Origin of the sequence: Chryseobacterium caseinilyticum, assembly GCF_014837145.1 — a bacterium.
In the GTDB taxonomy this organism is placed as follows: Bacteria; Bacteroidota; Bacteroidia; order Flavobacteriales; family Weeksellaceae; genus Chryseobacterium; species Chryseobacterium caseinilyticum.
In genome coordinates this window covers 134,113-156,981 of the sequence record NZ_JACYFS010000004.1, presented here as the reverse complement: position 1 = coordinate 156,981, position 22,869 = coordinate 134,113, and the positions used below count along the sequence as shown (strand labels likewise).

Below are 22,869 nucleotides of genomic sequence, written 5' to 3'. Positions count from 1 at the left end.
AATTTTAAACTGTCGGATGCTTTTCAAACTCTTTTGTGCGGTCAAATAAATATCGGTAGGTTGCCAGTTTTCTTGTTACTTCAGTCTCCAGATGTTTTGCCAGCCCCAGCATTTTAGGGTTAAAATCCCCAATCCACTGCATTTCAAAATCTAAAAATTCCGTAGCAACTCTGAAGTGATTGGCCGCTTCCACAATCAAATAACCTTCCACGCCTTTATTCTGCCATTCAGGAACCACTCCGAAGATCAGTCCGACAAACTTGGTATTGGTTTTTGTGGCTTTGTAATATAAAAATTTCAGTTTATCTAAAAATCCGAATTTTCCGTTCAAATATTTAAACCATTGGTTTAAATCCGGAATGTTGATCCACATTGCTATCGGTTTGTTGTTTTCGTATGCAAACCACGCAATGTGCTCATTCATTACTGGTTTCATCTTATCAAACATTTTTTTGACTTCCTTTAAATTCATCTGCTTACCGCCTCCATGGCTTTCCCAAGTTTTGTTGTAAAGTTCAAAAAAATCCTGGGCAAACTTATCCATGTTCGCTTTGGTCACTGGCTTTGAAGAAAAATTTTCGTTTTTAGAATGCTTTGCGTGCATCAGGTTAAAAATTCTGGAAGTAGGAGCGTGTGCTTTTCTGCTGAAACACAGCATATCATAATACACCTGAAATCCATAATTCTCAAAAAGATCTTTATAATAAGGGAAATTATAGTTCATTCCGTACAAAGGTGGAGTAAAACCATCTATTAAAACGCCCCAGAATTTATCCCGTTCTCCAAAATTTATAGGGCCATCCATAGCTTCCATTCCGATTTCCTTAAGCCAGTTTTTACAGAAATCAAAAATGAAATTTGCTGTTTCCTGATCATTAATGCAATCAAAAAAACCAATTCCACCGGTTGGTTGATCCTGAAGATAAAGTTGATGATTGAATACGGCAACTTTTCCTACGGTATCGCCATTTTCATTTAAAAATAAAAAACGTTTGCAGACACCGTTGTCAAAAAACTTGTTTTTCTGAGGATCAAAAACGAACTCAATATCTTTATCTAATGGTCGAATGTACGCTTCATCATTCTTGTAAAGTCTCGCGGGAAACTCCAAAAATTCTTTCTTTTGTGCGTTATTCAGTACTTCTTCTGCAATGACCATATTTTTTATCGGCTTTAGATGGGAAAGGTAATTCAATTTAGGTTTAAATTAAAATATAGAATTAATTTTATCCGTATTTTTGTTGCAAAATAAATAAAAATGGTTGATTTTACCGATAACGATGATGATATTTTCACAGGGAAAGAGCATACGCCGATTCGTGAAGATGCCTTTGAGAAATCGCCACAGGAAAAAATAGAAAAAATTACCCAACTCTTCGGAGAAATCATGGAAACACTTGGTCTTGATATGACCGATGATTCATTAAAAGATTCTCCCAAAAGAGTTGCCAAAATGTATGTCAATGAAATTTTCGGTGGATTACTTCCTGAAAACAAACCCGGAATTTCTACATTTTCAAACAAATACAAATACCGCCAGATGTTGGTGGAAAAAGACATCACCGTTTACTCATTCTGCGAGCATCACTTCCTGCCAATAATCGGAAGAGCACACGTTGCGTATATTTCGAGTGGTGATGTGATCGGACTTTCGAAAATTAACAGAATTGTTGATTACTATGCGAAAAGACCTCAGGTTCAGGAGAGACTGACGATGCAGATTGTTGATGCTTTGAAAGATGCTTTAGGAACTCAGAATGTTGCCTGCATCATCGATGCAAAACACCTTTGTGTAAATTGCAGAGGAATAAAAGATACCGCAAGTTCAACCATTACTGCTGAATTAAGTGGAATTTTCAGAACCAATCCGATTACCAGACAGGAGTTTCTGCATTATGTAGGAAGCCACGCGAAACTGGATTATTAAATGCGATGATTAATCAGATTATAAAAAGAAATATCAGATTACTTTCCGAAAGATATGGATATGAAATATCTTATTTCAAGAATGTAGTTTTGATAAAAAATGAAAAGAATTTCATTGAAATTTTCTCCAAAGTTAAAGATTATATTGAAGTTAAATATAATTTTGAAAAGGGAACTTTAGAGATTGAAATTCAGGATTTTGAAGTTTATGATCTGTTAATCAAAATTTTCCGAAGAAAAGAATTAGAAAAAGTGAATTTAAATCCAATGGATCCTTTAAATCTGGCTGATCTTGAAGAAGAGTTTGGATGTTTAAGTAAATTCGAAGAAAAACTTACATCCCTTATAAATTCAGAAGTTAATTATTCTGATCTAGGGGGAAATAGAGTTTTAACAGAACTTTATCAAGATATTTTAATTTTAAGAGACGACATTGGAGCTTCAAAATCTAATGTAATAAATATAAGCAATGATAAAATTTAGAAAAGTTTCAAGCCAGATTTTCATCACAACCATTATTTGTTGTGGCTAATTTGTAATGAATTAATTTCAAATTTCAAATTTCAAACCTCAAATTTCAAATCAAATAATGCAACTAAAAATATACAATTCGCTCACAGCGGAAAAAGAAATATTCACACCAATCCACGAAAATAATGTCGGGATGTACGTTTGTGGACCGACGGTTTACAGCAACGTGCACTTGGGAAATGTGCGTACCTTTCTTTCTTTCGATTTTATTTACCGAAGCTTAATGCATTTGGGATATAAAGTAAGATATGTAAGAAATATTACTGATGCTGGACATTTAACTGACGATGGAGACGTCAACAACGACCGTTTCGTGAAGCAGACCCGTCTGGAAAAATTAGAGCCCATGGAAATCGTACAAAAATATACAGTCGATTTTCATAAAGTTCTTGAAATGTTCAATCTTCTGCCGCCAAATATTGAGCCGACAGCAACCGGTCACATCGTTGAACAGATCGAACTGACTCAAAAATTAATCGAAAAAGGTTTTGCTTACGAAAGCAACGGTTCAGTTTATTTTGATGTTTTGGAATACAACAAAAGAGGTTTGAATTACGGTGAACTTTCAAAACGAAATATAGAAGAACTTTTTGCCAACACCAGAGATCTTGACGGACAGGGCGAAAAGAAAAACCCACAGGATTTTGCCTTGTGGAAAAAAGCTTCTCCCGCACACATCATGCGTTGGAATTCTCCCTGGGGAGAAGGTTTTCCGGGATGGCACCTCGAATGTACTGCGATGAGTACAAAATATTTGGGCGACAAATTCGATATCCACGGAGGTGGAATGGATTTAAAATTCCCTCACCACGAGTGTGAAATCGCACAGGGAAAAGCTTGTAACGACGTAGAACCGGTAAACTACTGGATGCACGCCAACATGCTGACCATGAATTCACAGCGTATGAGCAAGTCGACCGGAAATTATATTTTACCTAAACAGTTGGTTTCAGGTGAAAACGATTTCTTCGAAAAACCTTTTCATCCTACAATCGTTCGTTTCTGCTTTCTTCAGGCGCATTACAGAAGTGTTTTGGATATCTCCAATGACGCAATGCTGGCCAGTGAAAAAGGTTTTACAAGAATGATGGAAGCGGTAAAAGTTTTAAATTCAATTACACCAAATGATCAGAAAGAATCTGGTTTTAATCTCAAAGAATGGAAAACCAAAGCGTATGATGCTCTGACAGACGATTTCAACTCACCGGTTTTGATTGCACATTTATTTGAAGCCGTGAAATTTATCTTTGCATTAAAAGAGGAAAAAGAAACAGTTTCTACTGACGATTTAGCAGATTTAAAATCAACTTTAAATGCTTTGATATTCGATGTTCTGGGTCTTCAGGCAATTGAAGAAAATAATAATGAAAAACTCGACCAGACGTTACAGGTTTTAATCGAACTGAGAAATCAGGCCAGAAAATCTAAAAACTTTGAACTTTCAGATCAGATCAGAGATAAACTTTTGGCTGAAGGAATTGAACTGAAAGATGGAAGAGACGGAACTTCATATGTTTTAAATTAAAAGGATTTCTCCTAAATACATCTCCCGCAGATTTTATGCATGCAGCAGATTTAAAAAAGTAATTTGTTGCCTGAGCTCTAAAATCTGCGGGATTTTTTGTGCCATTAACAAATGAAATATTCTCAATCATGGCCTCAACCTCAACCTCAACCTAAAAAAAAATTCTTTCCAATTCAAAAAATGTTTAACTTAGTAAGACTAAAACAATTACAATTTAAATATTGAAAATATGAAAAAACTTTTATTCCCTATTGTTCTGTTGCTACTCGGAAATACAGTCAATGCACAGCAGGACTTTTTTGCACTGGCAGGTAAAGATTCTCCAAGAATTGAATTCAGTGATATCCGCGCGATGAATACGGATGGCAGTTCCGGTACACAGATTTTTACATCTGTTTCTCAATCTGAAGTGTTTTCGCAAAATTCCAGAACCAAAGTTGCTGAAGATAAAACTTCGTACGGAAATTCGCAGGCGATGAATCTGGCTGCACTCGCTACAGATTTATCACAGGAAAATCTGATTTATATGCCTATGTTTTCTTCAAATATTTATGTTTTGAATCAGAAAACAAAGCAAATTACTTTGGTTGAAAATGGTGTAGCAAAAGTAACATCTTGCGACATTAATTCTCACATTACAAGAATGACTTTGGGCTACGATGGAGCTGTTTATGCACTGAATAATGCCGGAACACAATTGCTGCAGATTTCAAAGAAAAACGGACAGTTTTCTGTTTTAGATTTAGGTATTGTGAAAGATGCCGCTTCCAATGGTAAAAACTCGTTTACAGCAATGGAGACTGGTTTTGGTGGGGATATGATTTCGGATGCAGAAGGTAATTTATATGTTTTTGCTGCTTCAGGAAACGTGTTTAAAGTGTCTCCTAAAAATCTGGAAGCTTACTTTTTAGGTAAAATCTCCGGTCTTCCTGAAAATTATTCAGTTAATGGTGCTGCAGTAAATTCTAAAGGAAAAATTGTGGTGGCAAGTGCTAAAGGTAATGCTTTATTTGAAGTGAATTTCGAAAGTCTGGAAGCAAATCAACTGGCTGGAGAAACCAATCTTCATATTTATGATCTGGCGAGCAAATATTTTCTGAATGACAGAAAAGCAGTGGAAACTACTCCGATAATCAATGCTGAAATCTATCCGACAAGAGTAGATGAGAATTTCATTTACGTCAATTTAAATCAGACAAAAATCAAGGGAAATATAAAAGTTGACATTTTTGATCTTTCTGGTAAAAATGTTCTGAGCAGAAAAATCTCTGTGAAAGACGGAAATCTCAATGAAAAAATTGAATTGTCCAATCTTTCTCAGGGTGCTTATCTCGTAAGTATTTTTGATAATTCAGGAAAAGTAATTGCTTCGAAAAAAGTTCTGAAAACTAAATAGCTTCAATTTTGCCATTTATATGTGTGCCTCTCAAATTTTAATTTGAGGGGCTTTTTAATAAATAATTGATGCAGAAAATCAGTTGTTTTACGTAATAAAACACTATTTTTATCCAAAAATAGATAGATGAAATTATATTTTAGTATAAGATATATTACAAAACAGGGAGAAAATTTATTTGTTTCAATCAATTCCGATGATCAGGGGAAGCACGATCACCAGATGCAGACAACCGAATTTGATGTCTGGAAAACGGAAGTTGACTTTTTTTCTAAAAACATCTCATACAAATATTGCGTTAAAGATGAACAGGGCAACGTTATTTCTGAAGAGGGGGTTAATCATGAACTATCATTTCCGCACACATACAAAGAGTTTGTGATCTCTGATTTCTGGAATAAAAAAAACTTTCCGGAAAATTATCTTACCAACAAGATTTTAAAAAACAAGCTGACAGGTTTTAAACCTGAAAAAAACAGCATTCTAAAAAAACATACCCATCTTTTCAAAATAGCTGCACCGGTTTATCATGCTAACTGGAAGATAGCACTTTTCGGTAGCTCAGAATCACTTGGAAATTGGGATTACAACAGGGCAGTCGTTTTTTCTCAGACCGATTTTGGTGTTTGGGAAGCTTCGGTAGAAATTTCAGAACATTATCCTGTAGAGTATAAATACTGCATTTTTGACAGTGAGCAGAATAAAATCATCGATGTAGAATCGGGTGCTAACAGATTGGTTTACCCAAATTCAAACAAGGATGTTCTGCACATCGTTTCAGATCATTATTTTAAGTTTAAATCTTATCAGATGTATCACGACGCCGGTGTTGCGGTACCCGTTTTTTCGCTGAGAACAGAAGATGGTTTCGGTGTAGGTGAATTCCCGGACTTGAAAAAACTTGCTGACTGGAACAATGAAACAGGTTTAGGCATTATTCAGATTTTACCGATTAACGATACGACGGCAAATTACACGTGGACAGATTCTTATCCTTACGCGGCGGTGTCGGTTTACGCTCTGCATCCACAATATCTTTCTCTAGAAAAGCTTGATTATGCTCTGCCGAAGGATTTAGTTAAAGAATACAGTGTTCAGAAAGAAGAATTAAATTCCCTCGAACTCATCGATTACGAAAAAATGATTTCCGGGAAATGGAAATTTATAAAAGCGGTTTTTGAGGAGCAGAAAGAAAAGATTTTTAAGGACAGAAATTTTAAAAATTTCATTAAAGATAATGAAAGCTGGCTTGTGCCTTATGCCTCGTTTTGTGTCTTAAGAGACAAATACAAAACCCCGAATTTCGGAGAGTGGAAAACGCATAAAAAGTATATCGCAGGAAAAATTTCTCAGCTTTTTACAGCTAAAAATAAAGATTACGAGGCGGTTATGCTTCATTCATGGGTGCAGTTTCAGCTTCATAAACAGTTGAAAGATGCGGTTGATTACATGCACGGTCTGGGGATTTCCATTAAAGGAGATCTGCCGATCGGAATTTACCGTTATTCCGTGGAAGCGTGGACTGAACCTGAATTATTCGGGATGGATTTTCAGGCCGGAGCACCGCCGGATCAGTTTACAGATTTAGGTCAAAACTGGGAATTCCCAACTTACAATTGGGAAGCGATGAAAAATGATGGCTACCAGTGGTGGAAAAACAGATTCAAAGCCTTGGAACAGTATTTTGATGCGATGAGAATTGATCATATTCTCGGATTTTTCAGAATCTGGAGAATGCCGATTTCAGCTACACAGGGGATTTTGGGGTATTTTTATCCTGCGGTTCCTGTGACTGGAGAAGAATTCAGAAATCTTCATCTGCCGTTTGATTTTGACCGTTACTGCAAACCGTATATTAACGATCATATGCTCTGGAAATATTTTGGTGACAACCACACGAAAGCTTTGGAGTATCTGAATCATAATCCTGACGGTACGTACACTTTTAAACCTGAATTTGATACTCAAAGAAAGCTGTCAGATCATTTTAAGAAGAAACCTAATGAAGATATCAGTGAGCAGTTAATTTCTCTGGCGGCAAATGTTCTTTTTTTAACGGAAGAAAAAGATGGAGAAACGGTTTACCATCCAAGATTTAATGTATATAAAACAGAGTCTTACCAGTATTTATCTGATTGGGAAAAACGGACGATCTACCATCTTTATAACGATTATTTCTTCAAAAGACAGGATGGTTTATGGTACGAAAAAGCGATGGAAAAACTTCCTGTAATTCTGAATGCTACAGAAATGCTTATCTGCGGTGAAGATCTTGGTCTTGTTCCGGACTGTGTGCCTGTGGTGATGGATGAGCTGGCAATAGTGGCTTTAAAAGTACAGAGAATGCCTTCAGACAATGTGCCTTTTTACAATCCCAAGCGTGCGGATTATATGAATGTGGTAACAGCGTCATCACACGACAGTTCTACCCTGAGACAGTGGTGGAAAGAGGATTCGGAACTTACACAAAAGTACTACAATGAGCAGCTCAACCAATACGGAAAGGCTCCCGACAGCTTAGAACCCTACTTGGCTGAAATCATTATGAAGCAGCATCTTTACAATGATTCTATGTTGGCGATATTTCCGATTCAGGAGTTTTTGGCGACGGAGGAATCACTTTCAAATCCAAAGATTGATAATGAAAGAATTAATAATCCTGCTGTTTTCCCGCACTACTGGAGATACAGAATGCATGTGGGTCTTGAAGAACTCAATAAAGAAGAAAACTTCAATTCAAAGATTAAAAACTGGATTGAAGACAGTGGAAGATTATAAATTTAACAACTGATTATCAGTTATTTAAATTTAAATTAAAAGAAGTTTTATCGTAAGATTTAACTTCTTTTTTTTTCCTATATCCAAAAGATAGAATTGAGAGATTCAAAACATTATAAACAATTAATGATTATAGAAATGAAAAAAATACTTTTGGGATTTGCTTTGGGATTTGCGACTTTGTCGATGGCTCAGCAATATCCAAATTACGGATACGGAGATAATGGTTACTCTGACGGATATTACAGTGATGAAGACGATCAGAATTATTTCCCTGATGATTATTACTACAATTATCCGCAGGATTACTATCCACAGGATTATTATCAGAGCTATTACAACGATTACAGAAACTCGGTTACCAATATCAACTGGAATGTGTTTTTCAGACAAAACAGATTAACGAGATGGCAAATCGACCAGATTTTATATCTGAACAGCCTCTACAGTAATTTTGCAACATGGAATAATTTCTACAGCTACAATCCGGACAGGTGGTATTACGACAGATTCTACGCTTTAGAAAGAATTATGGGACCGAGAGTTTTTGTGGTTTTCCAGAATAACTATTACAGAGGAAACGCGCCGATCGTCTACTTCCAGAATTACAGAAGAAGTTATTATGCGCCAAGATTCAGAGTGATGCCTCGATACCGAAATGTAAATATCAATATTTATAAAGTCAACAGAACAGAATTCAGAAGAACAGCAAATCCAACACTAAATGTGGTGAGAGGTTCTGGCTTCAGAAATAATAGCGAATCAGGTTTTAGAGGAAATGCAGGAAACGGAGGGACAAGAAATCCGAACGGCGGTTTCAGAGACAACAGTAACTCGGGAACGAGACCAGGTAACGGTGGTTTCAGAGATAATACAACATCGCAACCACGCAGCAACGGCGGTTTTAGAAATGAAAGCAGTCAGCCAAGATCAGAGAACAGCCAGCCGAGAGGTGGTGGTTTCAGAAATGAGAGCAGTCAGCCGAGAACTGAAAGCAGCACACCGAGAAGTGGAGGATTCAGAAATGAAACCCGTGCGCCAAGAAACGAGAGTAGTGCACCTAGATCAGGTGGAGGTTTTAGAAATGGAGGAGAATCGAAGCCACAGAGAAGTGAAAGTCCTTCTGGAAGAGGAAATTCCGGTGGTGGAGAAAGAAGTGGAGGGTTCAGAACCCGTTTAGCAGGAAATTAGTTTTCATATATTATATTTGAGTGGTGTAGAGAGTGGGTTTTGTTGCCTACTCTCTTTTTATTTTTAATTATGGGTGAATTATTAATAATTAAATTTAACATTTTTTATGAAATTAATTTTTAACTTTTAAATAAAATCTATATCAAACCAATACAAAACAATTAATTAAACCTTTAATAAAATGAAAAAATTAATATTATCAATCGCATTAGTAGGATTCGGAAGTTTGGCAATGGCTCAGCAAGCACCTACACCTGAGCAGAGAGAAGCTAAAAGAGCTGAAATGCAGCAGAAGATGCAACAGAGAGAAAAGGATCATTTGGATAAAATGCAGAAAGATCTGAATTTATCTAAAGATCAGGTAGCCAAAGTTCAGGCACTTCATGATAAGAAAAGAGCAGAAAGAAAGGCTGAATTCGATAAAAATAAAGACATGAGAATGGCGAAGATGAAGGAGATGAAAGACAAAAGAGCACAAATGGATAACGAAATGAAAAGCATTCTGAATCCTGAACAGTACAAAAAATGGGAAGCCGACAGAAACGCAAAGATGGAACAGCGAAAAATGGCAATGAAAGACAGAAAAAAAGGCGACAGACCTCACCATAAGCCAATGAAACCGGCAGTGGAGCCTACCAAATAGTGAGTTCATAATTTGATTTTTTAATGTGTGGTTTGAGCGGAAAATTTATTTTCCGCTCTTTTTTTTTACTCAAATCAGAAAGTAGGATGAAGGAAAATCTGAACCCTAGTTTTTATCTAATCTAAAATTAAATTTCTTTCATCGTTTTACCAACCGCCTTATATTCCGTAAATTTGAGGATAAATTAAAAATTATGGTAAGCGAAAAAATTGCACAACTTATAAACGAACAAATAGCACACGAGCAATATGCTGCTCAATATTATCTTTCAATGTCTGCATGGTTTTCTGCAAGAGATCTTGACGGAATTGCCAATTACTTCAGAGTTCAGAGCAAAGAAGAACTGATGCACGCAGACAAAATGTTTGACTATTTAAATGACGTAGGCGGAGAAATCATCATCGGGGAAATTGCAAAACCTCCTCACGAGTTTCTTAATGCTACAGATATCTTCGAAAAAGCTTTGGAGCACGAAAAGAAAGTAACAAGAAGTATTTTCAATATCGTGAAAAATGCCAATGACGAAGGAGATTTTGCTACAACATCTTTCCTTCAGTGGTTCATCAACGAGCAGGTAGAAGAGGAAGCAAGTGCTTCACAATATGTGACCAAAATCAAAATGGTTTGCGACAACCCTTCAGCTTTATACCTTTTTGACCAGGAGCTGGCAACAAGAAAATTTGTTCCGGACACAAAAGCGTAAAATTTTAAAATTAAATATTCTAAACCCTGAAAATTCATTTTTCGGGGTTTTTCTTTATCTGGATTTAAATTAAAAATGATATCCGTAAAAATACGGTAGTGAAATAGGGAAAATACTGTTTTTTAGTAACTGAATTTTCTTCATTTTTGTAGAAAACTAATTAACATCATGGGACAAGAATTTGACAGAAGAGAAAGAGGCGGTGCAAACAGCCTGAGTGCAGAATTTATCAAAGCCGCAGTAGAACAGTACAGAACCAATCAGCTGCAATGTACAGCTGATCATCTGGGAGTAAAAGATGCTCATTCGATTTGGTTTGATCTGCCAAAGCTCAAAAAATTTATAGCTGATATAGAAAATTTGGCAGGAAGTTCAGATTCATCGGTTACGGATGCAGATCTGGGAATAAGAATGTATTACGCAGCTTATCCTGAGAATTGTGAGGATGCAGATATTAAAAAAGAGTATCACAAATGCCATACCCTCATTATGATTCCGACCAAAAAAGACAGTTCATCTGGGCAGACAATTCACAGAGATTTTAACCCATTAGAAAGCACTGACGAAAGGAGACTTGCTTTAGCTACAGTGAATGCAATGGCTCAAAATCACGGCAGTCTTGCGCCTCCAGATAATTGTGATGGAGAATCATATTAAAATTAACAGTACATGGAATTTTTTCGGCATATTTTAGATTATGTTTTTTACGGAAGCGAGGGCTTGGCAGCTTTGGTGGCATTACTGTATCTTCCAAGGTTGAAAAATACGTATTGGAAATATTTTGCCATATATCTTGTCTTTATCTTCCTCAGCGAGACCTTGGCAGAGCAAAATATATTTTCAAGAGATGGTAAAGTTCAGTTTTACAATTATCTTGTGATTCCTGCACAGTTCCTTTTTTTCTACTGGCTATATGCCGCAAAATTATTTAAAAGGCCGAAACTTTTTTATACATTTTCAGTTTTATATATTCTTTCGTTTATACCACATGAAATCCTGTTCAATTCAAAGAAGATTGTATTTTCCCTCAATTATACTTTAGGCTCGCTGTTTTTGCTTTACCTCGTCATTCTTGAATATTACCGGCAGGTAAATTCATCAAATATCCTGAATTTCAGTGATAACCGATTCTTTTATATCAACTGGGGAGTGACTGTTTTTTATATCGGAACATTGCCTCTGTTTTCTTTCTGGAGCGTGTTTGCTCAGCTTAAAGATTTATTCAGTATTTACTATATTTACTTTCAGATTTCAGGTATTGTGATGTACACTTTATTTGCGGTTTCATTTATTTTAGGAAAAGAAAATGCTGAGGTATGGAAAAAACAGAGCTCTTAATCACCGTTATACTTTTTAATTTTTTCTTTTTAGGATTTATTATAGCAATAATGGTCTACATCAGAAAATACAAACAGAGAAAGAAGGAGTATCTCGCAGAAATTCAGATTAAAAATGAAATTCATCAGAAAGAACTTCTGGCTACCCAGCTTGAAATTCAGCAGTCTACCATGAGTCAGATCGGGCGTGAGCTGCATGACAATATCGGGCAGAAACTCACCCTTGTCAGTCTTTACACCCAACAGCTTCTGCACGAGAATAAAGTTCCTGATGTGAACGAAAGAATTGAGCAGGTTTCAGAGATTGTGAACCAGTCGATTGATGAGCTCAGGAGTCTTTCCAAATCACTTACCGATAATAAAATCAGTCGCATCAAAATTACTGATCTGATTCGGGATGAGGTGAGCGTTGCCAATGCTGTGAAAAAATGCAAAGTTTCATTTGAGCATAATTTTGAGGATTCAGATTTGAATTTTGAACATAAAAGCGTCGTATTAAGAATTATTCAGGAGTTTATCCAAAACAGTATGAAGCATTCTGAATGCAAAAATGTTTTTATCAATCTAAAATCTGATGAAGAAACAGAGTGGGAACTTTCAATAAAAGATGACGGAAAAGGCTTCGATACCGACGAGATTAAATCCAATGGAATTGGACTTACCAATATGAAAAACCGTGCAAAAATCATTGGTGCTGATTTTACTTTGACAAGTGAAAAAAATATTGGAACTTCGCTTAAAATTGTTTTAAACAAATAACCATGAAAAAAACAATTGTTCTTGTAGACGATCATACTCTGATCGCAAAAGCGCTGGAAGGAATTATCGATCACTTCGCAGATTTTGAAGTCATTTACTGTGCTGAAAACGGGCAGGATCTCATCGATAAATTTGCTGTTAACCGGAGAATTCCCGAGATCATCCTTCTTGACATCAGTATGCCGGTCATGGATGGCTTTGAAACCGCACTTTGGCTTACAGAAAATCATCCTGAAATAAAGGTGATGGCGCTCAGTATGCAGGATGATGACCAGAGTGTTATCAGAATGATTAAGAACGGAGCCAAAGGTTATCTTCTGAAAAACTCACATCCTAAAGATCTCGAAAATGCACTTTCAGAGCTTGTGAAAGAAGGATTTTATTATCCTGACTGGGCTTCGAAAATTATATTTTCAAATGCTAAAGGTCAAACGAAAAGCATCAAAGGAACAAAAATTTCAGAGCGTGAAAAGGAATTTCTGAGTTATGCTGCTACAGAATTGAGTTACAAAGAAATTGCTATCGAAATGGGCTGCAGTCCGAGAACTGTTGAGAGTTACCGCGATGCACTTTGTGAAAAATTTGATCTGAAAACCCGCGTTGGCCTCGCCATATTTGCGATAAAAAACGGTTTTGCCGAAACATAAAAAAAGTTGCTCAAAGAAAGCAACTTTTTTTTTATTTAAAAACTCAGTTCAGACAAAACCGGAAAGTGATCTGACGGATACAGCAGATTTTCACGTCTGTCATTGATGTGACGGTGAGATTTAATTTTAAATCCTTTCACAAAAATATAGTCAATTCTGTCTTTCGGAACTTCACTGACATTAAAACCGGTAAACGTACCCTTCGGACCGTAATGTTTCTTTTCTGAATGGTAAAAAGTGTCTTTCAGATTTTGAGATAATATTTTTACAGGCTCAGTATCTTCGGTTAAATTGAAATCTCCAGTCAGAACCAAAGGAAGGTTTTCGGGATTCAATTCTTCAGCCTTTTTCAAGATCAATTCTGAAGATTTTACTCTTGCCAAATTTCCTACATGATCAAAATGAATGTTCATCGCCAGAAATTCTTTTTTAGATTTTAAATCTTTAAAGATGGCGTAAGTACAGATTCTGTTGAGTGCAGCGTCCCAGCCTTTTGACGGTTTCTCCGGAGTTTCAGAAAGCCAGAAAGTTCCTGATTTTACAATCTGAAGTTTTTGCGTATCAAAAAATATTGCTGAAAATTCTCCTTTTTCCTTACCGTCATCGCGACCGACTCCTACAAAATCATAGTTTTTTAAACCTGTTTTCATATCTTTCATCTGTTCAGGTAAGGCTTCCTGAACGCCCAGAACATCTGGGTGATAATATTCTAGAAGTGCCAGCGCTTCCTCTTTTCTTTTCGGCCACGCATTGTCCTGATCAGATTCAACATTCAGTCTGATATTAAATGACATTACTTTTAAATCCTGACAAAATGCCATTGAAAAACTCAGAACGGAGAACAGCATTATTAATTTCTTCATATTTTAAATTTAAAACAAAAATAAAACTTAGCATCGAAATCCGACTTTTAAAATATATTATTAAATAATTAAATCATCCTTCATCCTTTTGGATTAAAGGCCTTTTACAATGTGTAAAAAACGTCCGTGCGTTTTGTTAGAAAGATACGGATGTTTTAGTGAAAAGATACGGACGTTTTGACAGAAAGATACTGACGTTTAGAAAAAGAAATTCGGTTGTTCTAATCAAAACATACTTACAACTAATATTTAGAAAGATTAAAAGTTGTAAAAATAAAAACTCCGGAAATTTCCGGAGTTATATATGATCATACGAATGTGCTGTTACTCTTTTGTAAATTTCACATCTGTACCGCCTTGTGCAATGTTGAAAGATTTTTTGTCTTTGCTGAAAACAATTTCGATCTGAGCCATCTCAAAAGAAAACTTGTTGTCGCCCAAATATTCCAATGGAAAAGCCTGTTGACCTGTTGCCTGAGCAAAAAGCTGTCCGTCTTTTTCGGTTAGAACTATTTTAACCGGAACCTGTTTATTGCTGAAAGTACCGACAAAATCTTTAGGATTGATTTTCTCTACCGGTGCTGCCTGAGCGGAGCTCCACGTATTGTTTTTTGAGTTGACGTCAGGAATTTCACCATTAGGATCAAGTTTCACCTCGCTGATTTCCTTTGTGGAATTCACTTTGAAAGTCCATTCGTTATTTCTCTTCCAAACTTCAACCGGAAGTTTTACCATATCGGTTGTGCCATCTTTAAATTTAAGCTGAACTGTTGTAGGCATCGGTAATTGTCCTAAGTTTTCAACGGTAACCTGTGCACCGTTTTTAAAGTCTCCGTTTACATATTTAACAGTTTTAATTGCCTGATCAACTTTCCATTTGTTGATAAACCAGCCTCTCCAGAACCAGTTCAGCTCCTCACCCGATACATTTTCCATCGTATGGAAGAAATCCCATGGAGTAGGGTGTTTGAATGCCCATCTTTCGATATAGGTTCTGAAAGCCTTATCAAATTTTTCCGGGCCTAAAACAGATTCACGCAAAATCCCAAGCCCCATTCCCGGTTTGTAGTAAGCCAGAGTTCCGATGTTTCTTTCTTTCATGTTATCAGGACCGACCATAATCGGTTCAATATTATCACTCGTCAGAAATGCGCCCATCTGTGCAATATTTTTCTTTTGATAATATTCGCCTTTGTTGAATGCTTCCGTAGAAAGTTCGTTGATGAATGTATTGAAACCTTCATCCATCCATGCAAATAATCTTTCATTGGAACCTACAATCATCGGGAACCAGTTGTGCCCAAACTCGTGGTCTGTAACGCCCCACAGATCTTCACCTTTAGAATCCATGTGGCAGAAAACGATTCCGGGATATTCCATTCCACCTTCATTTCCGGCAACGTTGGTAGCTGCAGGATAGGTGTATTCATACCATTTTTTAGAATAATGTTCTATGGAAGCTTTGGTGTATTCTGTAGATCTTCCCCAGGCTTTATCACCGGCACTTTCTGCAGGGTAAGCAGAGATTGCTATCGATTTTTTACCACTTGGAAGATTGATTTTTGCCGCATCCAAAACAAATGCTGCAGAAGATGCCCATGCGAAATCTCTCGTCTGACTGATTTTAAATTTCCAGGTCTTGGTTCCTGAAGCCTGATTTTTTTTGATATCAGATTCAGTTCTGATCATCACTGTTTTATCAGAGTTTCTTGCCTTGTCCCAACGGTCATTTTCTTCTTTAGAATAAACATCTTTCGAATTTAAAAGCTCTCCGGAAGCTACAACATAATGATTTGAAGGAACGGTAATATTGGCTGTAATGTCACCATATTCAAGATAAAATTCTGAAGCTCCGAGGTAAGGAAGTGTGTTCCAGCCCATCACGTCATCATAAACGCACATTCTCGGATACCATTGAGCGATTGTATAAATGTTTCCGTTTTTGGTTTCTTCAATTCCCATTCTGTCTGAACCGTATTTTGGAGAAACGAAAGAATATTCAACTTTAATTTTTGCTTTTCCTCCTTTAGCTGCAAGGTGTTGCGCAAGATCAATCTGCATTCTTGTATCAGTAACTGTATATTTTACAGGTTTGCCATCGTAAGTGACAGATTTGATTTTATATCCACCCTCAAAAACTTCTCCTTTAGCACCGTTTCTGCTTCCCGATAAAGGCACAACAGAATTTCCTCTCGAATCTTTAGCGAATAAATTCTGATCAAGCTGAAGCCAAAGAAAACTTAACTGATCCGGACTGTTATTGGTATAAGTGATTTCTGCACTTCCGGTAAGTTCATTTTTCTTTTCATCAAGGCTGATGTCAAGTTTGTAGTCCGCAGAGTTTTGCCAGTAGGCATGACCAGGCTGGCCGCTCGCTGACCTCGTTTCTGTTCCGGTTTGCGGATAGAAAAATGGTTTAAAAGCTTCAACGAAATCATATTTTGGAGATTCTTTTGGTGTTTCCTGAGCCGAAAACTGAGCTGAAACTGCAAAAACAGCAGCAACAAAAATTTTTGTAGGGAATTTAAAATTCATCTGGAAAGGTTTAATTTAAAATGATAAGTAAAAAAAATCCCGGAATCGTTACAGATCCCGGAACAAATAGCTGCAAATAGTTTTAGTTTGATTTTTTAGATTTAATCATGGCTTCCAATGCATCCCACATTTCCTGAGGAATATCTTCCAGCATATTGAATTCCCCTGCGCCCTGAAGCCATTCTCCGCCGTCAATGGTTACCACTTCACCATTCATGTAAGCCGAATAATCCGAAACCAGATAAGCCGCAAGATTCGCGAGTTCCTGATGCTCACCAACTCTTCTCAACGGAACTTTTTTTCTCATATCAAATTTTTCCTGTAAATCACCAGGCAGCAACCTGTCCCAAGCGCCTTTGGTAGGGAAAGGTCCCGGAGCAATAGCATTAAACCGGATTCCATATTTAGCCCATTCAACGGCTAAACTTCTGGTCATTGCGAGAACGCCTGCTTTGGCACAGGCAGACGGTACTACGTAGGCAGAACCTGTCCAGGCATAAGTGGTTACAATATTTAAAACTGTTCCGGAAGTTTTGGAATCAATCCAGTGTTTTCCGACTGACAGCGTACAGTTTTTTGTTCCTTTTAAAACAATATCCAAAATAGAATCAAATGCGGAATGAGTGAGTCTTTCGGTGGGCGAAATAAAGTTTCCGGCTGCGTTGTTTAGAAGAATATCAATTTTACCAAATTCTTTTAATGCCGCATCTTTCATCGCTTCCACTTCATCCCAGTTTCTAACGTCGCAGGCAACACAGAGAACCTTTCCGCCAGTTTGCTCTTCCAATTCTTTTGCTGTCACCTGCAGTTTTTCCAGATTTCTTGAGGTAATCACTACTTTGGCTCCCAATTCAAGGAAATATTTGGTCATTGCTTTGCCAAGACCGCTGCCTCCGCCGGTAACGATGGCGACTTTATCTTTCAGGGCACCTTCGCGCAGCATCGGCTGTGTATATTGATTCATAAATTTATTTTTCTTAAAAATAATAAATATTGAGCGGATGAAGTTTAAAAATTTCAGATAAATAATGTGGTGAATAGCTGTTGCCGGATTTCACCGGCAGATGCAAAGACAGCCCTGTAAAGATTACAGAGCTGTCAACACTTTTATATATAGAACATTTTTTATTTTGCTACAACAGTTCCTTTGAAAGAAAGAGTTTTAGGAGTTTTGCTGTCGCTGGTTGTAACGGTTACCGTTTTAATAAAAGCTCCGGGGCTGGCTGCATTGTAATTTGCTGCTACAAATCCTTTTTTGCCTGGTGCAATTGGAGTTTTAGTGTAATCGGCAGTAGTACATCCGCAAGATGGTGCAACATTCTCAATGATGATCGGTGCTTTTGAAGTATTTGTAAATTCAAATTTGATCAATTTTGGAGTTCCCTGAGGAATATTTCCTACGTCAATCGTTTCTGCTTTCCATTTTACAGCGTCAGCGATTACGTTCACTATTGCATTGTTTGCAACAGGCAGAACTTCAGCATAGAAAGTTGAGAATGCTAAAACTGCCAATAAAGCGGAGATTTTCAATTTTTTCATAAAATTATATTTATTGTTAATATTAAATTTAAAGAATGTGATTCAAACTTTTGATGTAACAAATTTACTACACATTTTGGTAATTATTGTTAATCACTTTCAAAGTTTTGTTAATGAGTTGTTAATGATAAATATTAAATAGATATTTTTGGATAATATTGCTTCTGTAAATGGAAATAAAGAAACTAAATATCATCATCAGCCTTGGTCTGGTTGCCATTGTAGGTATTCTGATTGCCCAACTTTTATGGACCAGGCAGGCGTACAATCTTGAGAATAAAAAGTTTAATCAAACCGTAAATATTGCTCTTCTGGAAGTTGTAGAAAAGCTTTCAGGAGCTGAAGCGTCTTTTACCAAAAGCCCAATCCAGAATATTGCCAATGATTACTACGTGGTAAACATCAACAACGAATTTCATCCGGATGTTCTGGAATATTATCTGAAAACAGAGTTTACACGCCTTCAAATTAATACTAATTATGTTTATGCTGTCTACAATTGTCACAGCGACAAAATGTTGTACGGAAAATACATCAGCCCTGAAACGAAATCTTCGGAACATAAGAAAATCAGTTTTCCAAAACATGACAATCTTACCTATTATTTTTCGATCCGTTTTCCGGATAAAACAACCTATCTCATCAGCTCGCTGAGGTTTTGGTATTTACTGACTTTTGCCCTGATCATTATACTGTTGGTCTACGTTTATTCGATTTACACGATTATTCAGCAGAAAAAATTCTCAGAACTGCAGCGGGATTTCATCAACAATATGACGCATGAGTTCAAAACGCCTCTGTCTTCAATACTTTTGGCAACAGAAGCATTAAATAAGCAGCAGTCTGTAGCAGAAAATCCGAAACTTCAGACCTATACTTCGATTATTACCAGTCAGGGATTAAAACTGAACAGTCACGTTGAAAAAATTCTCAATATTGCCAAACACGATGCATCAGGATTTGACTTAAAGCTTTCGAAAATAAATCTTTACAGTTTTATTGAAGATATTCTTATGGTTATAAAACAGAAGAATGAGAATATAAAAACTGAGCTGAAAATTGATCATGATCTGACTGTTGAAGCCGATGAATTTCACTTCAGTAATGTGGTGTACAATCTTCTGGACAACTCTCTGAAATACTGCGATGGAATTCCGGAGATCAGAATTTTTTCCGTAAAAGATTCAAAAGGCTTATATTTAAAGTTTCAGGATAACGGGATGGGAATTCCACAGAAAAATATGCCTCACATTTTTGATAAATTTTACAGGGTAAATTCCAAAAAGAGTGATGAGGTCAATGGTTTTGGTTTGGGATTGTTTTATGTGAAAAAAGTAGTGCAGCAGCATCACTGGAAGATTTCAGTTGAAAATAATCACGACAGCGGAATCACAACTACAATATTCATCCCTTTTAATTAATTTGAGCAATGGAGAAATCTAAAATTTTATACGCTGAAGATGATGAGACTATTGCTTTTCTCATTCAGGACAGCCTTGAAAATTTTTATGAAATAAAACGTTTTTCAAACGGGAAAACCGCTCTTGATGCCTTTCATAATGAGCAGTTTGATATTTGTCTGCTGGATATCATGATGCCTGAGATGAATGGTTTTGACCTTGCCGAAAAGATCCGTGAAAAAAATTCCGAGGTTCCTATCATTTTTACATCAGCGAAAGCTTTAAAGGAAGACCGCATCAAAGGTTTAAAGATCGGTGCCGATGATTATCTGGTAAAGCCCTTCAGTATTGAAGAATTGATTCTGAAAATTGAAGTTTTCCTGAAACGTTCCAAAAAAACAGAAACTCTTCCACAGAATTTCACGGTCGGAAAATACAGTTTTGATCCTAAAAATTATACATTAAATGACGGTTCAAATATTGTTACACTTACCCAGCGTGAATCTGAACTTCTTTTTTTCTTCATCCGAAACAAAAATACTGTGCTCAAAAGACAGGATATTCTGAAAGCAATCTGGGGCGATGATGATTATTTTATGGGAAGAAGTCTGGATGTTTTTATCTCAAGACTGCGAAAGGTTTTGGCTGATGAAGAGCATCTTACAATTGAAAATATTCATGGAATCGGATTTCGTTTTTCTGAAAAGTAATTTAATTGAAATTTGATTTTACTTAAATTTAATCCATAATATTTTACGGCTGATTTTTATTTAAATTTACGATCCTAATAAAACTTCATGAAAAAGCCGGAAATTTCTTTTTTGATCTTCGTTTTAATTTTTAGTTTAAATCTGAATGCTCAAAAAACTGAAAAGTTAATTCAGTACGTGAATCCGCTCATCGGAACTGAGAAAATGGGCCATACCTATCCCGGAGCAACCGCACCTTTTGGAGCGGTACAGCTGAGTCCGGAAACCGATACGATTTCTTATGCTTTAAATGGAAAATATAACGGAGAAGTCTACAAATACTGCGCTGGCTACAGATATGAAGACAAAACAATTGTGGGATTCAGTTCGACCCATTTCAGCGGAACAGGACATTCTGATCTTGGAGACTTTCTGGTAATGCCTACGGTTGGAAAATTACAGCTCAATCCCGGAACTGCTGCTGAACCTGAAAATGGCTACAGAAGCAGATTTTCACATAAAAATGAAAAGGCTGAGGCTGGATATTACAAAGTAAAACTCGATGATCACAATATTTTAGCTGAACTGACGGCTACCACAAGAGTCGGCGTTCACCGGTACACTTTTCCTAAGTCTGATCAGTCGCATATTATTTTAGATTTAATGGCCGGAATTTACAATTACGACGGAAAAAATGTCTGGACTTATGTGCGTGTTGAAAATGGCAATACAATCACAGGCTACCGCCAGACCAACGGTTGGGCAAGAACGCGGACAGTATATTTTGCAATGAAATTTTCGAAGTCTTTTAAATCTTACGGTCAGAAAAATTACGATGGCAAGCAGGTTTACAATGGTTTTTGGAGAAAATTTGACCAGACAAAAAACTTCCCCGAAATCGCTGGAAAAAATCTGAAAATGTATTTCGATTTTGACACCGCTGAAAATGAAGCGATCGAATTAAAACTCGCAATTTCTCCCGTAAGTCAGAGCAATGCCTTAGAAAATTTAGAAAAAGAAACCGGAAATTTATCTTTCGATCAAATCAAAACACAAACTCAGGAAATCTGGAATGAAGAATTAAATAAAATAATCGTTGAAGCTTCTGAAACCGATAAAACAAACTTTTATACAGCAATGTATCACACCTTCATCAGCCCGACGACGTATACCGATTTCAATGGAGAGTACAGAGGTTTAGACCAAAATATTCACAAGGCAGAAGGTTTTATCAATTACACAACGTTCTCAATTTGGGATACTTACCGTGCGCTGCATCCGTTTTTCAACATCATTCAACCCAAACGGAATAATGATATGGTGAAATCGATGATGGCACATTATAATCAGTTTTCAATGAAGATGTTGCCGATCTGGTCGCATTATGCCAACGACAACTGGTGCATGAGTGGTTATCACAGTGTAAGCGTGGTTGCAGATGCGGTTATCAAAGGGAATTATGATGGCGATGCAAAAGCCGCGTTGATGGCCTGCGTGGAAACTGCCAATAAGCGGGATTACGAAGGAATTGGTTTTTATATCGACAAAGGTTACATTCCTGCAGAAAAAAGCGGAACTTCAATATCAAACACTTTGGAGTATGCCTATGACGACTGGGCAATTGCGCAGTTGGCAAAGCATTTGGGCGAAACGGAAATTTATAACCGGTTTATCAAACGTTCAGAAAACTGGAAAAATAATTACGACAAAACTATAGGATTTATGCGTCCCCGACTGGCAGATGGAAGTTTCAAAAAAGATTTTAATGAACTGAGTACGCACGGGCAAGGCTTCATCGAAGGAAACTCATGGAATTACAGTTTTTTCGTTCCTCAAAATCCGGATGAATTGATCAATGTGATGGGTGGAAAGCAAAAATTCGCTTCAAAATTGGATCAGCTGTTCACTATGCATTTGCCGGACGAGTTTTTCGCCGATACCGAAGATATTACGAGAGAAGGAATTATCGGTGGCTATGTTCACGGCAACGAGCCGGCGCATCATGTTGCCTATCTATACAATTGGGCTGGTCAGCCTTGGAAAACTCAGGCACAGATCAGAAAGATTCTGGAAATGCAGTACAAGGCAACTCCCGATGGATTGGGCGGAAATGATGATGCGGGGCAGATGAGTGCATGGTATATTTTAAGTTCGCTGGGTTTTTATGCCGTCGCTCCGGGCTCTGAAGATTATGCAATTGGAAGTCCGGCTGTCGAAAATGCAATTCTAAATTTAGAAAACGGGAAAACTTTTGAAATAGAAGCCATCAATCAAAGTCCGAAAAATGTTTTTGTGCAGAAAATTCTTCTTAACGGAAAGGAAATTAAAAACTTTACTTTAAAACATTCAGATATTATGAATGGTGGGAAACTGACATTTTATATGAGTGGAAAGGCGAAAAAATAAC

The 22,869-nt window shown here is 36.9% G+C and carries 20 protein-coding genes; 15 read left to right on the top strand and 5 right to left on the bottom strand.

Annotated features, from left to right (window positions below; all coding sequences use genetic code 11):
* Positions 1 to 4: 4 nt before the first annotated feature.
* The gene (locus IC610_RS13620) at positions 5 to 1,159 is read right to left on the bottom strand and encodes a hypothetical protein (protein WP_191737363.1); all 1,155 of its coding nucleotides are present in this window, start codon (positions 1,157 to 1,159) and stop codon (positions 5 to 7) included.
* Between the two features lie 99 nt (positions 1,160 to 1,258).
* On the opposite strand from IC610_RS13620, the gene folE reads away from it, so the two are divergent.
* The 12 genes from folE (at position 1,259) to IC610_RS13560 (ending at position 13,436) form a co-directional block, all read left to right on the top strand.
* On the top strand, positions 1,259 to 1,927 hold the full coding sequence (gene folE, locus IC610_RS13615) for a GTP cyclohydrolase I FolE (protein ID WP_047447041.1): 669 nt from the start codon (positions 1,259 to 1,261) through the stop codon (positions 1,925 to 1,927).
* A gap of 5 nt (positions 1,928 to 1,932) precedes the next feature.
* Positions 1,933 to 2,409, top strand: a complete 477-nt coding sequence (locus IC610_RS13610) for a hypothetical protein (RefSeq protein WP_056076176.1) — start codon at positions 1,933 to 1,935, stop codon at positions 2,407 to 2,409.
* Positions 2,410 to 2,515: 106 nt separating this feature from the next.
* A complete protein-coding gene (cysS, locus tag IC610_RS13605; protein WP_191737362.1) occupies positions 2,516 to 3,982 on the top strand; it encodes a cysteine--tRNA ligase in 1,467 nt (488 codons plus the stop codon).
* Between the two features lie 229 nt (positions 3,983 to 4,211).
* Positions 4,212 to 5,378 carry a T9SS type A sorting domain-containing protein gene (locus IC610_RS13600; RefSeq protein ID WP_191737361.1) on the top strand — a complete coding sequence of 389 codons (1,167 nt, stop codon included), beginning with the start codon at positions 4,212 to 4,214 and terminating at the stop codon, positions 5,376 to 5,378.
* 126 nt (positions 5,379 to 5,504) lie between these two features.
* On the top strand, positions 5,505 to 8,156 hold the full coding sequence (locus IC610_RS13595) for a 4-alpha-glucanotransferase (RefSeq protein WP_191737360.1): 2,652 nt from the start codon (positions 5,505 to 5,507) through the stop codon (positions 8,154 to 8,156).
* Between the two features lie 138 nt (positions 8,157 to 8,294).
* Complete coding sequence (locus IC610_RS13590) at positions 8,295 to 9,347, top strand: hypothetical protein (RefSeq protein ID WP_191737359.1); 1,053 nt, start codon at positions 8,295 to 8,297, stop codon at positions 9,345 to 9,347.
* 181 nt (positions 9,348 to 9,528) lie between these two features.
* Complete coding sequence (locus IC610_RS13585; protein ID WP_191737358.1) at positions 9,529 to 9,990, top strand: hypothetical protein; 462 nt, start codon at positions 9,529 to 9,531, stop codon at positions 9,988 to 9,990.
* Positions 9,991 to 10,183: 193 nt separating this feature from the next.
* Positions 10,184 to 10,693: a ferritin gene (locus IC610_RS13580; protein WP_056076193.1), complete on the top strand. Its 510-nt coding sequence runs from the start codon at positions 10,184 to 10,186 to the stop codon at positions 10,691 to 10,693.
* Between the two features lie 168 nt (positions 10,694 to 10,861).
* Positions 10,862 to 11,350: a hypothetical protein gene (locus tag IC610_RS13575; RefSeq protein WP_191737357.1), complete on the top strand. Its 489-nt coding sequence runs from the start codon at positions 10,862 to 10,864 to the stop codon at positions 11,348 to 11,350.
* Between the two features lie 12 nt (positions 11,351 to 11,362).
* Positions 11,363 to 12,031: a hypothetical protein gene (locus IC610_RS13570; RefSeq protein WP_191737356.1), complete on the top strand. Its 669-nt coding sequence runs from the start codon at positions 11,363 to 11,365 to the stop codon at positions 12,029 to 12,031.
* The gene (locus IC610_RS13565) at positions 12,010 to 12,789 is read left to right on the top strand and encodes a sensor histidine kinase (RefSeq protein WP_191737355.1); all 780 of its coding nucleotides are present in this window, start codon (positions 12,010 to 12,012) and stop codon (positions 12,787 to 12,789) included. Before IC610_RS13570 ends, IC610_RS13565 begins: the two co-directional genes overlap by 22 nt.
* A gap of 2 nt (positions 12,790 to 12,791) precedes the next feature.
* Complete coding sequence (locus tag IC610_RS13560) at positions 12,792 to 13,436, top strand: response regulator transcription factor (protein ID WP_191737354.1); 645 nt, start codon at positions 12,792 to 12,794, stop codon at positions 13,434 to 13,436.
* Between the two features lie 35 nt (positions 13,437 to 13,471).
* Here IC610_RS13560 and IC610_RS13555 read toward each other — a convergent pair whose 3' ends face one another.
* The 4 genes from IC610_RS13555 to IC610_RS13540 form a co-directional block, all read right to left on the bottom strand.
* Positions 13,472 to 14,299 carry an endonuclease/exonuclease/phosphatase family protein gene (locus IC610_RS13555; protein ID WP_228462928.1) on the bottom strand — a complete coding sequence of 276 codons (828 nt, stop codon included), beginning with the start codon at positions 14,297 to 14,299 and terminating at the stop codon, positions 13,472 to 13,474.
* A gap of 324 nt (positions 14,300 to 14,623) precedes the next feature.
* Positions 14,624 to 16,834 carry a M1 family metallopeptidase gene (locus IC610_RS13550; RefSeq protein WP_191737353.1) on the bottom strand — a complete coding sequence of 737 codons (2,211 nt, stop codon included), beginning with the start codon at positions 16,832 to 16,834 and terminating at the stop codon, positions 14,624 to 14,626.
* Positions 16,835 to 16,916: 82 nt separating this feature from the next.
* A complete protein-coding gene (locus tag IC610_RS13545) occupies positions 16,917 to 17,798 on the bottom strand; it encodes an SDR family oxidoreductase (protein ID WP_191737352.1) in 882 nt (293 codons plus the stop codon).
* Between the two features lie 161 nt (positions 17,799 to 17,959).
* Positions 17,960 to 18,373 carry a DUF1573 domain-containing protein gene (locus IC610_RS13540; RefSeq protein ID WP_191737351.1) on the bottom strand — a complete coding sequence of 138 codons (414 nt, stop codon included), beginning with the start codon at positions 18,371 to 18,373 and terminating at the stop codon, positions 17,960 to 17,962.
* A 170-nt stretch (positions 18,374 to 18,543) separates the two neighbouring features.
* On the opposite strand from IC610_RS13540, the gene IC610_RS13535 reads away from it, so the two are divergent.
* The 3 genes from IC610_RS13535 to IC610_RS13525 all read left to right on the top strand — a co-directional run bounded on the left by IC610_RS13535 (position 18,544) and on the right by IC610_RS13525 (position 22,868).
* Positions 18,544 to 19,794 (top strand): sensor histidine kinase, encoded by a 1,251-nt coding sequence (locus IC610_RS13535; RefSeq protein ID WP_191737350.1) that lies wholly within the window; start codon positions 18,544 to 18,546, stop codon positions 19,792 to 19,794.
* Positions 19,795 to 19,802: 8 nt separating this feature from the next.
* The gene (locus IC610_RS13530; protein WP_191737349.1) at positions 19,803 to 20,483 is read left to right on the top strand and encodes a response regulator transcription factor; all 681 of its coding nucleotides are present in this window, start codon (positions 19,803 to 19,805) and stop codon (positions 20,481 to 20,483) included.
* A gap of 87 nt (positions 20,484 to 20,570) precedes the next feature.
* Positions 20,571 to 22,868, top strand: coding sequence for a GH92 family glycosyl hydrolase (locus IC610_RS13525; RefSeq protein ID WP_191737348.1), 2,298 nt, complete (start codon positions 20,571 to 20,573; stop codon positions 22,866 to 22,868).
* Position 22,869: the final 1 nt, after the last annotated feature.

Excerpts from the sequence above, each read along its gene's own strand:
- IC610_RS13620 (WP_191737363.1), bottom strand. The coding sequence starts at position 1,159 with ATGGTCATTGCAGAAGAAGTACTGAATAACGCACAAAAGAAAGAATTT.
- folE (WP_047447041.1), top strand. The coding sequence starts at position 1,259 with ATGGTTGATTTTACCGATAACGATGATGATATTTTCACAGGGAAAGAG.
- IC610_RS13610 (WP_056076176.1), top strand. The coding sequence starts at position 1,933 with ATGATTAATCAGATTATAAAAAGAAATATCAGATTACTTTCCGAAAGA.
- cysS (WP_191737362.1), top strand. The coding sequence starts at position 2,516 with ATGCAACTAAAAATATACAATTCGCTCACAGCGGAAAAAGAAATATTC.
- IC610_RS13600 (WP_191737361.1), top strand. The coding sequence starts at position 4,212 with ATGAAAAAACTTTTATTCCCTATTGTTCTGTTGCTACTCGGAAATACA.
- IC610_RS13595 (WP_191737360.1), top strand. The coding sequence starts at position 5,505 with ATGAAATTATATTTTAGTATAAGATATATTACAAAACAGGGAGAAAAT.
- IC610_RS13590 (WP_191737359.1), top strand. The coding sequence starts at position 8,295 with ATGAAAAAAATACTTTTGGGATTTGCTTTGGGATTTGCGACTTTGTCG.
- IC610_RS13585 (WP_191737358.1), top strand. The coding sequence starts at position 9,529 with ATGAAAAAATTAATATTATCAATCGCATTAGTAGGATTCGGAAGTTTG.
- IC610_RS13580 (WP_056076193.1), top strand. The coding sequence starts at position 10,184 with ATGGTAAGCGAAAAAATTGCACAACTTATAAACGAACAAATAGCACAC.
- IC610_RS13575 (WP_191737357.1), top strand. The coding sequence starts at position 10,862 with ATGGGACAAGAATTTGACAGAAGAGAAAGAGGCGGTGCAAACAGCCTG.
- IC610_RS13570 (WP_191737356.1), top strand. The coding sequence starts at position 11,363 with ATGGAATTTTTTCGGCATATTTTAGATTATGTTTTTTACGGAAGCGAG.
- IC610_RS13565 (WP_191737355.1), top strand. The coding sequence starts at position 12,010 with ATGGAAAAAACAGAGCTCTTAATCACCGTTATACTTTTTAATTTTTTC.
- IC610_RS13560 (WP_191737354.1), top strand. The coding sequence starts at position 12,792 with ATGAAAAAAACAATTGTTCTTGTAGACGATCATACTCTGATCGCAAAA.
- IC610_RS13555 (WP_228462928.1), bottom strand. The coding sequence starts at position 14,299 with ATGAAGAAATTAATAATGCTGTTCTCCGTTCTGAGTTTTTCAATGGCA.
- IC610_RS13550 (WP_191737353.1), bottom strand. The coding sequence starts at position 16,834 with ATGAATTTTAAATTCCCTACAAAAATTTTTGTTGCTGCTGTTTTTGCA.
- IC610_RS13545 (WP_191737352.1), bottom strand. The coding sequence starts at position 17,798 with ATGAATCAATATACACAGCCGATGCTGCGCGAAGGTGCCCTGAAAGAT.
- IC610_RS13540 (WP_191737351.1), bottom strand. The coding sequence starts at position 18,373 with ATGAAAAAATTGAAAATCTCCGCTTTATTGGCAGTTTTAGCATTCTCA.
- IC610_RS13535 (WP_191737350.1), top strand. The coding sequence starts at position 18,544 with ATGGAAATAAAGAAACTAAATATCATCATCAGCCTTGGTCTGGTTGCC.
- IC610_RS13530 (WP_191737349.1), top strand. The coding sequence starts at position 19,803 with ATGGAGAAATCTAAAATTTTATACGCTGAAGATGATGAGACTATTGCT.
- IC610_RS13525 (WP_191737348.1), top strand. The coding sequence starts at position 20,571 with ATGAAAAAGCCGGAAATTTCTTTTTTGATCTTCGTTTTAATTTTTAGT.